This is a genomic window from Curtobacterium sp. Leaf261 (genome assembly GCF_001422205.1).
Taxonomy (GTDB): domain Bacteria; phylum Actinomycetota; class Actinomycetes; order Actinomycetales; family Microbacteriaceae; genus Curtobacterium.
In genome coordinates this window covers 180,555-192,756 of the sequence record NZ_LMMJ01000007.1, presented here as the reverse complement: position 1 = coordinate 192,756, position 12,202 = coordinate 180,555, and the positions used below count along the sequence as shown (strand labels likewise).

The 12,202-nt window shown below is 70.0% G+C and carries 9 protein-coding genes; 6 read left to right on the top strand and 3 right to left on the bottom strand.

The features are described 5' to 3' along the window. Positions 1-272 precede the first annotated feature (272 nt). From ASF23_RS06225 to ASF23_RS06210, 4 genes are all read left to right on the top strand, one after another. Positions 273-1,631 (top strand): extracellular solute-binding protein, encoded by a 1,359-nt coding sequence (locus ASF23_RS06225; protein WP_055950696.1) that lies wholly within the window; start codon positions 273-275, stop codon positions 1,629-1,631. Between the two features lie 148 nt (positions 1,632-1,779). Continuing rightward, entirely contained in the window at positions 1,780-2,730 is a 951-nt protein-coding gene (locus ASF23_RS06220; RefSeq protein WP_055950693.1) for a carbohydrate ABC transporter permease, read from the top strand. A 2-nt stretch (positions 2,731-2,732) separates the two neighbouring features. Continuing rightward, positions 2,733-3,644: a carbohydrate ABC transporter permease gene (locus ASF23_RS06215; protein WP_055950690.1), complete on the top strand. Its 912-nt coding sequence runs from the start codon at positions 2,733-2,735 to the stop codon at positions 3,642-3,644. Positions 3,645-3,759: 115 nt separating this feature from the next. Further along, positions 3,760-6,882, top strand: coding sequence for an alpha-mannosidase (locus tag ASF23_RS06210; protein ID WP_055950688.1), 3,123 nt, complete (start codon positions 3,760-3,762; stop codon positions 6,880-6,882). Positions 6,883-7,141: 259 nt separating this feature from the next. Here the strand turns inward: ASF23_RS06210 and ASF23_RS06205 are convergent, their stop codons facing one another. Together ASF23_RS06205 and ASF23_RS06200 are read right to left on the bottom strand one after the other, a co-directional pair. Further along, entirely contained in the window at positions 7,142-8,089 is a 948-nt protein-coding gene (locus ASF23_RS06205) for a hypothetical protein (protein ID WP_055950685.1), read from the bottom strand. A 248-nt stretch (positions 8,090-8,337) separates the two neighbouring features. After that, the gene (locus ASF23_RS06200; RefSeq protein WP_055950682.1) at positions 8,338-9,030 is read right to left on the bottom strand and encodes a phosphonatase-like hydrolase; all 693 of its coding nucleotides are present in this window, start codon (positions 9,028-9,030) and stop codon (positions 8,338-8,340) included. 89 nt (positions 9,031-9,119) lie between these two features. Between ASF23_RS06200 and ASF23_RS06195 the strand changes: the two genes are divergently transcribed. Continuing rightward, on the top strand, positions 9,120-10,301 hold the full coding sequence (locus ASF23_RS06195; RefSeq protein WP_235510799.1) for a TIGR03364 family FAD-dependent oxidoreductase: 1,182 nt from the start codon (positions 9,120-9,122) through the stop codon (positions 10,299-10,301). A 50-nt stretch (positions 10,302-10,351) separates the two neighbouring features. Here ASF23_RS06195 and ASF23_RS06190 read toward each other — a convergent pair whose 3' ends face one another. Further along, the gene (locus tag ASF23_RS06190; RefSeq protein ID WP_055951551.1) at positions 10,352-10,798 is read right to left on the bottom strand and encodes a YdeI/OmpD-associated family protein; all 447 of its coding nucleotides are present in this window, start codon (positions 10,796-10,798) and stop codon (positions 10,352-10,354) included. Between the two features lie 238 nt (positions 10,799-11,036). Here ASF23_RS06190 and ASF23_RS06185 point away from each other — a divergent pair, with 238 nt between their 5' ends. Beyond that, positions 11,037-12,197: an ABC transporter substrate-binding protein gene (locus ASF23_RS06185; protein ID WP_055950678.1), complete on the top strand. Its 1,161-nt coding sequence runs from the start codon at positions 11,037-11,039 to the stop codon at positions 12,195-12,197. Positions 12,198-12,202 lie beyond the last annotated feature (5 nt).

Genomic DNA, 12,202 nt, shown 5'->3' with positions numbered 1-12,202 from the left:
CCGGGGGGTTCTCGCCGCCCGGGCGTCTGTCGGTTTGCCCGCACAGCGACGAGATCGGCCGCGCTTCGGGCCCGACTCGTCGCTTTGGCGTGAAACCGACAGCGCCGCACGCCGCACGCCGCACGCCGCACCCCGCACGGCACCCGCTGGCCAGCACCCGCATCCGTTACCGAATCGCCGCGAAGATGTCTTGACAAAGATTAAGTCCATACAGTGGACTAATGCAGCACCGGGCAAGGGAGCCCGAGCGTCCTGTGGAGCAAAGGAGCACCATGAAACGCACCCGCCTGATCACCATCGCCGCCGCAGCAGCCGTCGCCGCCCTCGCCCTGTCCGGGTGCAGCAGCTCTGGTTCGGGGTCGAGCAACACGATCAAGATCGCCTACCAGAAGTTCGGCTCGTTCCAGCAGCTCGACGCCCACATGAAGGACGTCAAGAAGGCCTACGAGAAGAAGTACCCGAACATCACGGTCGACCTCGTGCCCATCCAGGCGCAGGAGAACGACTACTACACCAAGCTCGCGCTCATGAACAAGGCGCCCGCGACGGCCCCCGACGTCATGTACGAGGACACCTTCCTCGTCAAGGCGGACGCGCAGGCCGGGTACCTCCTGCCGCTCGACAAGTACACGGCGAAGTGGGACGACTGGAGCAAGTTCTACGACAACGCCAAGAAGGCCGGCCAGGGCGTCGACGGCAAGACGTACGGCGTCCCGATGGGGACCGACACCCGTGCCCTCTGGTACAACAAGGAGATCTTCAAGAAGGTCGGACTCCCCGTGCCGTGGGAGCCGAAGACCTGGCAGGACGTCCTCGACGCGGCGAAGACCATCAAGGACAAGGACCCGGGGATCATCCCGTTCCACATGTACTCGGGCAAGCCGCAGGGTGAGGCCTCGACCATGCAGGGCTTCGAGATGCTCCTGTACGGGGCGGACGGCTCCGGTGACACGCTCTACAGGGACAAGAAGTGGGTGACGGGCTCGCAGCAGTTCGTCGACGCGCTCCAGTTCATCAAGGACGTCTACCAGGGCGGCCTCGGCCCGACACCGCAGCAGGAGCTCGACCCGAACGTCGGCACGACCGTCGCGAACACCTGGCTCCCCAAGGGCCAGCTCGCGATCGACCTCGACGGCTCGTGGCAGTCCGGCACGTGGCTGAAGACCGGCACCGCACCGTGGTCGGACTGGTCGAACGTCATGGGCCAGGCTCCGATGCCGACCCAGAACGGCCAGGCACCCGGCTACAACAGCATGTCCGGTGGCTGGACCCTCGCGGTCGGCGCCAAGAGCGGGAACCCGCAGGCCGCGTTCAACTTCATCACGATGGCGTTGAACAAGGAGGGCTCGCTCAAGTACGACATCCAGAACAGCCAGATCGCGGTGCGCAGCGACGTCGCGGAGGACCCGACGTACGACGCGTCCAACCCGACGTTCAAGTTCTTCTCCGGGCTCGTGGAACACACGAACTTCCGTCCGGCGACGAGCGACTACAGCCAGGTGTCCAACGCGATCCAGGTCGCGATGGAGTCGGTGATGACCGGTCAGCAGACGCCGAAACAGGCGGCTGCCACGTACGACCAGTCGGTGATCGGCGTGGTCGGCAAGGACCACACCGTGAGCGTCAAGTAGCGACCACCTGACGGACGGGAGGGACGGTGTCAGCTGGCACCGTGCCTCCCGTCCGACAGCGGCGCGAGCCGCACGCGGCGCGAGCCGCAGCAGCACCGGCGGCACACCGCCGCAGTACCCGCACCCCTCAACGCAGAGGCAGTCCCCGATGACGACCCAACTCGCTGCGCCGCTCCCCGCGGCGCGACCCCCGAAGACCGATCCTCCGGCCCTGAAGCGGAACCGCGGCAAGGCGCTCCGCACCACCGCACGTGCGACCCCGCTCGTGCCGGCGATGATCCTGCTGATCATCTTCCTGGTCGGCCCGATCCTGACCTCGTTCTACGGGTCGTTCACGAACTCCGCGCTGACCGGCGCCGCGGCGCAGAGCCAGCAGTTCGTCGGGCTGAAGAACTACACCGACCTCTTCCAGGACAAGGACTTCCCGAAGTCGGTCGTCCTGACCCTCGTGTTCCTGCTCGGGTCCGCCGTCGTGGGGCAGAACGTGCTCGGCCTCGGGCTCGCGCTCCTCATGCGCCAGGCGAACCGGGTCGTCCGGGCCATCGTCGGCACCTTCGTGGTCGCCGCCTGGGTCCTGCCGGAGATCGTCGCCGCGTTCGCCGCGTACGCGTTCTTCAACGACAAGGGCACGCTCAACACGTTCCTGGCCGGCATCGGCATCACCGGGGCGAACTGGCTGTACACGTTCCCGATGGTCGCGATCATCCTCGCGAACATCTGGCGAGGGACCGCGTTCTCGATGCTCGTGTACTCGGCCGCCGTGCAGGAGGTCCCGGACGACATCAACGAGTCCGCCGAGGTCGACGGCGCGACCGGCTGGCAGCGGCTCATCTACATCACGCTGCCGGTCATCCGACGCTCGATCTCGACGAACCTCATGCTGACGACGCTGCAGACGCTGTCGGTGTTCACGCTCATCTACGTGATGACAGGCGGTGGGCCGGGCACGAACTCCTCGACGCTGCCGATCCTGGCGTACCAGGAGGCGTTCAAGTTCAGCCAGCTCGGCTTCGGGACGGCGATCGCGACGATCCTGCTCGTCGTCGGTGCCGTCTTCTCCATCATCTACATCCGCGCACTCAAGCCGGAGGTCGACTGACCATGGCGATCACCATCGACCAGCCCACCGCCGCCACCCCCGCTCGTCGGGGCCGCGCGAAGGAGGGCGCCGGCGCACTCGGCATGACGAGCCCGGGCCACCGCACCATGCGCTGGGTCTCGAACGTCGTGCTCGTCGTCATCGCGATCTGCTTCGCGGTGCCGCTCGTCTGGCTCGTCCTCGCGGCGTTCGACGCGAGTGCGACCCTGTCCGTCAAGATCCCGTCGCAGTTCACCCTCGACAACTTCCAGAAGGTGCTGACGCCGGACCTGGCCTTCGTGCCGCTGTTCAACTCGCTGGTGCTGTCCGGGGGCTGCGCGATCGTCACGGTCGTCGTGGCGATCCTGGCGGCGTACCCGCTGTCCCGCTACAAGATGCGCGTCAACAAGCCGTTCCTCTACGCGATCCTGTTCGGGACCGGCCTGCCGATCACCGCGATGATGGTGCCGGTCTACAGCCTGTTCGTGTCGCTCAACCTCATCGACAACCCGGCCGGCGTGATCTTCTTCCTCGCCGCGACGAGCCTGCCGATGGCGATCTGGATGGCGAAGAACTTCATGGACTCGGTGCCGATCCAGCTCGAGGAAGCCGCCTGGACCGACGGCGCTTCGATGCTCCGGACACTCTGGAGCATCGTCGTGCCGCTCATGCGCCCGGGGATCGCCGTCGTGTTCATCTTCGTGTTCATCCAGGCGTGGGGGAACTTCTTCGTCCCGTTCATCCTGCTGCTCTCGCCGGGCAAGCTCCCCGCCGCGGTGAGCATCTTCAACTTCTTCGGCCAGTACGGGTCGGTCGCGTACGGGCAGCTCGCCGCCTTCTCGCTGCTGTACTCCGTCCCGGTGATCGTGCTCTACGTGGTCGTCTCGCGCGGTCTCGGCGGCGCGAACGCACTCGCCGGAGGCATCAAGGGCTGATCCCGTCCCCGGCCCGCTCGCGCGGTGGGCCGGGGCGCAGCCATGCCCGCACCACCCCCGCATCTCCCCGGATCACCCCGCACCACCGTCCGAACACCCTGGAGGAACCTCCCGCATGCACAACGACGACCGCCTGCTCGAAGACCGCATCGAACGACTCGTCCACGACCGCATCGACCCGTACGTCCACCGGCGCACCGCCCCGCTGACGATCACCGCCTGGCAGGTGCCGGACGAACCGGTCGCCTTCAGCGAGGCCGTCGGGCAGGAGTACACGCCGTTCGAGATCGGGTCGCACTGGGGTGGCAAGCCGTGGGGCACGACCTGGTTCCACGTCACCGGGACGGTCCCCGCGGACTTCGGGTCCGAGGACGACACCGACGTCGAGCTCCTCGTCGACCTCGGGTTCTCGCACGCGAACCCGGGGTTCCAGGCCGAGGGACTCGTCTGGCGGCCGGACGGCACCACGGTCAAGGGCCTCGAGCCGTTCAACTCGTACGTCCCGCTCCGAGTCGGCGCTGGCGACGGCGTCGGCGCCGGCGACGGCGACGGCGTCGGCGTCGGCGGGAGCGGCTCGGGCGAGGTCGCTCCCGGCGGCGTGATCGACCTGTACGTCGAGGCCGCGTCCAACCCGAACGTCGGCGGCCACTACAACTACGACTCCACGCACGTCGGCTCGAAGAAGACTGCCGGCGAGGACCCGATCTACCGACTCCGCCGCCTGGAGGTCGCCGAGCGCGACGTCACCGTCTGGGCGCTCCAGCGGGACATGTGGACTCTCCACGGTCTGTCGCTCCAGCTCCCGGTGGACGGCACCCGCGTCGCGGACATCCGCCGCGCCCTCGAGCGGGCCGCCGACGCACTCGACCCCGACGACGTCCCCGGGACCGCAGCGGACGCCCGCGAGCAGCTCGCCCCGGCCCTCGCCGCTCCGGCCGCCGCCTCCGTGCAGCACATCATCGCCTCCGGGCACGCGCACATCGACTCCGCGTGGCTCTGGCCGGTCCGCGAGACCATCCGGAAGTGCGCTCGGACGTTCTCGAACGTGCTCGAGCTGATGGACCACGACCCCGAGTTCGTCTTCGCGTGCTCGAGCGCCCAGCAGTACGCCTGGATGAAGGAGTTCTACCCCGACGTGTTCGCGCGCATCGGGCAGCGCGTCGCCGAGGGACGCTGGATCCCGGTCGGCGGCATGTGGGTCGAGTCCGACACGAACCTGCCGGGTGGTGAGGCGCTCGCCCGACAGCTCGTCGCGGGCAAGCGGTTCTTCCTCGAGGAGTTCGGCTACGAGACCCCCGAGGTCTGGCTCCCGGACTCCTTCGGCTACACCGGAGCGATGCCGCAGCTCGTCAAGGCCTCCGGCTCGAAGTGGTTCCTGACGCAGAAGCCGTCGTGGAACGAGACGAACGTCATGCCGCACACGTCGTTCATGTGGGAGGGCATCGACGGCTCGCAGGTCCTGACGCACTTCCCGCCGGCGGACACGTACAACTCGTCCGTCTCCGCCGCGGAACTCGCCCTGAGTGAGCGGAACAACAAGGAGAAGGGTGTCGCGAACACGTCGATGCTGCTCTTCGGGTTCGGCGACGGAGGCGGTGGACCCACGCGGGAGATGCTCGGGGCAGCGCACCGGAACGAGTCGCTCGAGGGTGCTCCCCAGGTGTCGCTCGGCAGCCCGGTGCGGGTGTTCGAGGCGTTGGAGCAGGAGCTCACGACGCCGTCCGTGTGGTCGGGGGAGATGTACCTCGAGTTCCACCGCGGGACGTACACGTCGCAGATCCGCACGAAGCAGGGCAACCGGCGTTCGGAGCACCTCCTCCGTGAGGCCGAGCTCTGGACGACGACCGCGGCCGTCCGACTCGGCACCGAGTACCCGTACGACGCGCTCGAGGACGTCTGGCACACCGTCCTCCTGCAGCAGTTCCACGACATCCTGCCCGGTTCCTCGATCGCGTGGGTGTACGAGGTGGCGGAGGAGAACTACGCCGCGGTCGCCGAGACGCTCGAGTCGCTCATCCAGGCGTCGACGACGGCGCTCGCCGGGTCCGGCGGGTCCGGTTCCGGGTCCGGCACCGTGGTGCGGTTCAACGCCGCGCCGGTGACCTCCGACGGGGTGACCGCCCTGGGCGGTTCGGTGGTCGACGCGGCTGCAGCCGTGCCTCCCGTCCGGTCCGGAGACGGATGGGTCTTCGACACGGGCGCGGTGCGCGCGACGATCGACGCGGACGGCCTCGTGGCGAGCTTCGTCGACGCGGCGAGTGGTCGCGACGCGATCGCGCCGGACGCCCGCGGTGCGCTCTACACCGTGTTCCGCGACAAGCCGAACAAGTGGGACGCGTGGGACATCGACCAGACGTACCGACGGCACGCGACCGAGCTCGACACTGCGTCGTCCGTCGAGGTCTCGTCCTCCGACGACGGCGTGCTCGAGGTGCGGCGATCGTTCCACGACTCGACGATCACGACCCGCTACTCGGCGGTCTCGGGGGCGTCGGAGCTCGTCATCGAGACCGACGTCGACTGGCACGAGCACGGCAAGCTGCTGAAGCTCGGGTTCCCGATCGACGTCCTCGCGAACACCGCGTCGTCCGAGATCCAGTTCGGCCACATCGAGCGGGCGACGCACCAGAACACCTCGTGGGACCACGCCCGGTTCGAGACGAGTGCCCATCGCTGGGTGCACGTCGCCGAGCCCGGGTTCGGGGTCGCCGTGGCGAACGACTCGACCTACGGGCACGACATCACCCGGTCGACGAGGGCCGACGGCGGCACGACGACGCTCGTCCGCGAGTCGCTCGTCCGGGGACCGCAGTTCCCGGACCCCGACGCCGACCAGGGCCGGCACGTGTTCCACACCGTGCTCCGGATCGCGCCGACCGTGCTCGACGCGGCGGACTCCGGGTACCGGGCGAACCTGCCGGTACGGGCCGTGTCCGGGTCGACGGCCGTGGCGCCCATCGTGACGGTGTCCGACCCGGCGGTGTTCGTCGAGGCGGTGAAGCTCGCCGAGGACCGCTCGGGCGACGTCGTCGTGCGGCTGTACGAGGCGCGGGGTGGTCGGGCGTCCGCGGTGTCGGTCGACTTCGGGTTCGAGGTCGCCGGTGTGGTCAGGACCGATCTGCTCGAGCGTGCGCTGCCGGCGGGGGAGCCCGGGGCAGGGACGTGGGCCGCGGGGGAGCCGGTGTCCCTGACGCTCCGCCCCTTCGAGATCGCCACGCTCCGGGTGGTGCGCGCGTAGGGCTGGGCGGGGCCTGGCCCGGGCTGGCCTGGCCTGGGCTGGCCCGGGCTGGCCTGGCCTGGGCTGGCCCGGGCTGGCCCGGCTGGCCTGGGCCCGGGGCCTGGGGTCCTTCCGGGATCACACCCTTCTTGACGCACCGCACCACTCTTGACGCACCGCACCACTGGTCTCCGGTGGTGCGGTGCGTCGTTCGTGGTGCGATGCATCGCAACCGGTGCCGCGCCGCAATGGTGCGATGCGTCGTTCGTGGTGCGATGCGTCATCCGCGGTGCCAGAGGACGGGTGCGCCGGAGCATGGGACACCGGCAGCTCGGAGCCGTTCGACCAGGCGGGCCGGAGCGTCGACGTCGCGCCACTCGATCCGGACGAGTTCGCGGAGCCCCGAGCAGGCCATGAGGTCCTCGTGTCGGCGTTTCTCGGCCACGAACACGTCGACGGGCGAGCGCCCCTGGAGGTACCGCTCCTGCGTGTACTTCGCGCGTCCGTCGAACTCGAGCGCGACGCCCTGGTCCGGGAACCAGAAGTCCACTGTTCGAGTCCCGCTCCGTGTCGTGAACTCGTGCTGCAGTGTCGGCCGGGGCGCCCCCATCTCCGCGAGTCCCACGCGGGTGAAGGACTCAGCGGCGGAGCCCGCCAACGGATCTGCGAAGTCGACGGCATCGCGCGCGGTGCGTCGGCGCCGGGCCGCGGGACGCTCGGACAGGACGTGCACGAGCGCTTCGGCATCGAGGCCCGCCGCGAGTGCCGCATCGAGGACAGCGACCGCGTCCGCGAACGGGGCAGTCAGCGCGAGGTCGATGCTCGTGCGCGCGAGACTCGTGACGATCAGGCCGTCGATGCTCCGTAGGTCGCGTCGCGGCGGGACACCCGGTCGTCGCAGGGTCATGCCGACGCGCCGGGTCCTCGCGGCTCGAGAGTCGTAGACCTCGACGGTCTCGGGCCAGCCCCGGAGTGCCGGGAGTCCGAGCATCGCCGCAGCCGACCAGTGCGACACGACCAGCTCCGCGTCGACTCGGTCGAGTGCTGCGTGGATGTTCGTGACCGCACGCTGGCGTGGACCGGCCGCGGTCCAGTTGCTCGCGGTGACGAAGCGGGCCGGTGCGACACGGTGCAGCTGCCCGGCCGCGGCCGCTCGATGCATCGTCGACACGCTGACGTCGTTCGACCGGGCGTCGTGTTCGGAGAGGATCGGCAGAGGGTGGACCATCCGAGAACCTTGCCGCTTCGGAGCTCGCGACGGGGCCCGCCTGCGAGGTCCTGTGGAGAGATCCCTCACGGTGCGTGACCCCATGCCTGCGGGATCGCACCATTCCCGGCGCATCACACCGACGGTCAACAGTGGTGTGATGCGCGGGGAGTGGTGCGACGCGAGCTCGCCCCTGCGTCGAAAAGCGCCTCCAGCCCGGCCGGACCGGACCGGGCCTGGGGCCAGGCCGTGCGGGATGGGCGGCAGGGTCAGGCGGGGACCATCGTGTCGAGGAGCGCCGGTACGTCCCGGACCCCGTCGAGCACGTGGTCGTGCGGCTCGGTCTCGAGGTCCTCGCGGGAGAGCGCACCCGTGCAGACCCCGACCGCGACGACACCCGCGTTCCTCGCTGCCCGGATGTCGACCAGCGTGTCACCCGCGGCCAGCACCTCGCGGACGTCGACCACACCGGTCCGCTCCATCGCTCGGTGGATCATGTACGGCGCGGGACGACCGGCCGGGACGTCCGACGTGGTCACGACGGCGTCGACGGTGTCGGTGGTGTCCGGCCCGATCGTCCACCCGAGCGCATCGAGCAGCGGCAGGGCGACGGCGTCGTCGAACCCGGTCGTCAACGCGACCCGGACACCGCGTTCCCGGAGCATGCGGATCGCATCGACCACGCCGTCGATCGCGACCGGCGGAGCCTCGCGGTAGGTGTCGCGGAGGATCTCGCGGAAGCGGGTGAACGCCTCGGAGACGACCGATCCCTCCGGCTCCACGCCACCGAGCCGCAGGAGCTGCGTGATCGCCTCGACCTTGTCGGTGCCCATCCACGTCTGCAGGTCGGCGTCCGCGACGGACGCGCCCCGTTCCTCCACTGCGGACCGCAATGCGCGGTAGACCGCACCGCCGTCGTCGATCGTCGTACCGGCCATGTCGAACACCGCGAGGTTGATCACCCCGCCACGGTACGACCGTCGGGTGAACCGCAGGTGAATCCCGGGACGCCGGGGTGCCTCCGGCCCGCGCGACGCGACAGGATCGGACGGTGACCGACACGCGCTCCCCGTCCCTGCCCACCGCGACCCTGCCGGACGGCGTCGACGTGCTCGTCGTCGGCGCGGGTGTCATCGGCCTCGCACACGCGTCCGAGGCACTCGACCGAGGCCTCAGTGTCCTCGTGGTCGAGCGGGACCACCGCGCGACCGGTGCCTCGATCCGGAACTTCGGACACGCGTGCGTCACGGCGCAGTCCGGCGAGCTGCTCGACCTCGCACTCGTGGCGCGGGACCGGTGGCTCGGGTACGCCCGCGACGGCGGCTTCTTCTCGGTCGCTTCCGGGGCGGTCGCCGTGGCGAGGAGCGGCACCGAGCTCGCCGTGCTCGAGGAGCTCTCCGCGAGCCGCGAGCCGGGGCAGGTCGCGCTGATGACCGCACCGGAGACGGTCGCGCGGATCGGTGGAGCGGGCGACCCCGGCATCGTCGGTGGCGCGTTCCTCCGGGACGACGTCCGGGTGGACCCCCGCGGTGCCGTGGCCGGACTCGCGGCCCTGCTCGCCGACCGTGGTGCGCGGTTTGCCTGGGGCACGGCGTACCTCGGGTGGGAGGACGGGATCGTCCGGACGTCTCGTGGCCCGGTCCGGGCGGAGCGGACCATCGTCTGTGTCGGTCACGACGTCGACCAGCTGTTCCCGGACCTGGCGGCGCTGCACGGCGTGCAGCGGTGTGGGCTGCAGATGGCGCTGGTGGAGCCGCCGGCCGGGCTGCGGATCGCGCCGGCCGTGCTCACCGGGACGAGCATGCTGCGCTACCCGGCGTTCGCCGAGACCACTGCGGCCGAGGCACTCGGGATCGAGGTCCGCGAGCATGCGCCGGAGCTCGTCGACATCGGCGCGAACGTGATGCTGACCCAGCGTCCGGACGGCTCGCTCATCGTCGGGGACAGCCATCGGTACGACCTGACCCTCGACCCGTTCCTCGACGAGGCGGTGTCCGACGTGCTGCTCGCCGCGGTCGCCCGGGTGCTCGGTGTGCCGTCGCTCCGGTCGGACGGGTTCCGGGTCCGTGAGCGGTGGATGGGCGTGTACGCCTCGGCGCCCGAGCCGTTCCTCGTGGCGCACCCGGAGGCGGGGCTGACGGTCGTCAGTGTGACGAGCGGTGTCGGGATGACCATCTCGCACGGGCTCGCGGCCCGGACCTGGGCCGGGTTGGACGCGGCCGTCGCGGTCTGAGACGGTTCGGACGGGAGGCACGGCTGCCGTCCGGTACGCGCCGACCGACCTCAGGCGGTCGCGTCCCGCATGGTCTCGACGGCCTTGTCGATCCGGCGCTGGCGGGTCTCCGGTGCCTTCGCCTGGGCGACCGGGTCGACGAGCGCACGCCGTCGCGAGAGGGACATCGTGTCGAACGCGGTCCGGACCCCGGCGGCGTCGAGGGCCGTCGCGAGGTCGTCCGGCACCGCGAGTTCGCGCGGGAGTGTGTCGACCTCGAGGGTGACCTCCACCTCATCGCCCGCGGCCACGCCGGATGCCGCCCGGTGCTCGGCGGAGAGCGGGACGAGGAACTGCCCGTTCATCGCGCCGACGGTCGAGCGGTAGGTGTAGCCGCCGTCGAGCGTGACGACGACGGCCGGGCGGCGGCCGCCTCCGAGCTCGTCGAGCACGGACTCCGGCACCGGGAGTCCGGTCGCCGTCTTCCGCGCCTGCAGGACCGTCGTCGTGAACCGCATGCGTGCCTCCAGGCCGTGTCGACGGGAGCCGCTCGCGGCGCACCCGTAGTGACCGCCACCGTAGCGCGGTCCGACCTCGTCCTCCACAGTGCTGGCCGCACCGGGAGTTCTCCTCCCATTCACGATCGCGGCACCGCGCGGACACCGGCCCACCGCACGATGTCCCGAGGGCCGAACGACAGAGCCCTGACGACACCGGACCCGACCCGGACACCACCCTGACGAAAGGCACCACCCCGTGCTCCACAAGCGCTCACTCGCCGGCATCGCGCTGGCCGCCGCGGCGATCGCCGCCCTCGCCGGCTGCTCGTCGACGAGCAACGCAGCCACGTCCTCCGCCAGCGACTCCGCGTCCGGCTCCGGCGACTGGGGGACCGCGACCAGCGCGAAGTCCGCCGGTGGCATGGACGCGCTCGTGAAGGCCGCGAACAAGGAGGGGCAGTTGAACGTCATCACGCTGCCGCCGTCGTGGGCCAACTACGGCAAGATCATCGCCGGCTTCGAGAAGAAGTACCCGGACATCACGATCAACTCCGCGAACCCGAACGGGTCGAGCGCGGACGAGGTGTCCGCCGCCAAGTCGCAGAAGGGGCAGGACACCGCTCCCGACGTCTTCGACATGGGCACCGCCGTGCTGAGCGACAACCTCGACCTCGTCGCGCCGTACAAGGTCGCGAACTGGGACGACATCCCGACGGACTTCAAGGACGCCGACGGCAAGTGGTACTACGACTACTCCGGCCTCATGTCGATCGGCTACGACTCCTCGGTGATCAAGACCGCGCCGAAGAGCCTCAAGGACCTGCTCGGCTCCGAGTACAAGGGCAAGGTCGCGATCAAGGGCGACCCGACACAGGCGAACGAGGCCGCGAGTGCCGTGTACCTCGCCGCCCTCGAGAACGGCGGTTCGGCGAAGGACATCGAGCCCGGCGTCGACTACTTCGGCAAGCTGAAGTCCGCGGGCAACATGCTGAACGTCCTGCCGACGCAGGCGACCGTCAACTCCGGTGAGACCCCCGTCGTCGTGCAGTGGTCCTACAACAACCTCGCCTGGGGCTCCGCGGGCGGTTCGGCCGGCAACGCGAACTGGAAGACGGTCGTCCCGAAGGGCACCGCGCTCGGCAGCTACTACAACCAGGCGATCAGCGTGGACGCGCCGCACCCGGCGGCCGCCCGCCTGTGGGAGGAGTACCTCTACACGCCCGACGTGCAGAACCTCTACCTGGCATCCGGTGCGTACCCGTCGACCCTCGCGGCGATGGAGAAGGCCGGGACCGTCGACAAGAGCGTCCTCGCCAAGGTCGGCAAGGCGCCGAGCGACTTCGTGCAGCTCTCGACGGAGCAGGCGGCCGACGCCGCCACGGTCCTGTCGGGCAAGTGGGCGTCGACGGTCGGCTGATCGCA

What these genes read in the sequence shown, in the direction of transcription:
- ASF23_RS06225 (WP_055950696.1), top strand. Translation starts at nt 273, where the DNA reads ATGAAACGCACCCGCCTGATCACCATCGCCGCCGCAGCAGCCGTCGCC.
- ASF23_RS06220 (WP_055950693.1), top strand. Translation starts at nt 1,780, where the DNA reads ATGACGACCCAACTCGCTGCGCCGCTCCCCGCGGCGCGACCCCCGAAG.
- ASF23_RS06215 (WP_055950690.1), top strand. Translation starts at nt 2,733, where the DNA reads ATGGCGATCACCATCGACCAGCCCACCGCCGCCACCCCCGCTCGTCGG.
- ASF23_RS06210 (WP_055950688.1), top strand. Translation starts at nt 3,760, where the DNA reads ATGCACAACGACGACCGCCTGCTCGAAGACCGCATCGAACGACTCGTC.
- ASF23_RS06205 (WP_055950685.1), bottom strand. Translation starts at nt 8,089, where the DNA reads ATGGTCCACCCTCTGCCGATCCTCTCCGAACACGACGCCCGGTCGAAC.
- ASF23_RS06190 (WP_055951551.1), bottom strand. Translation starts at nt 10,798, where the DNA reads ATGCGGTTCACGACGACGGTCCTGCAGGCGCGGAAGACGGCGACCGGA.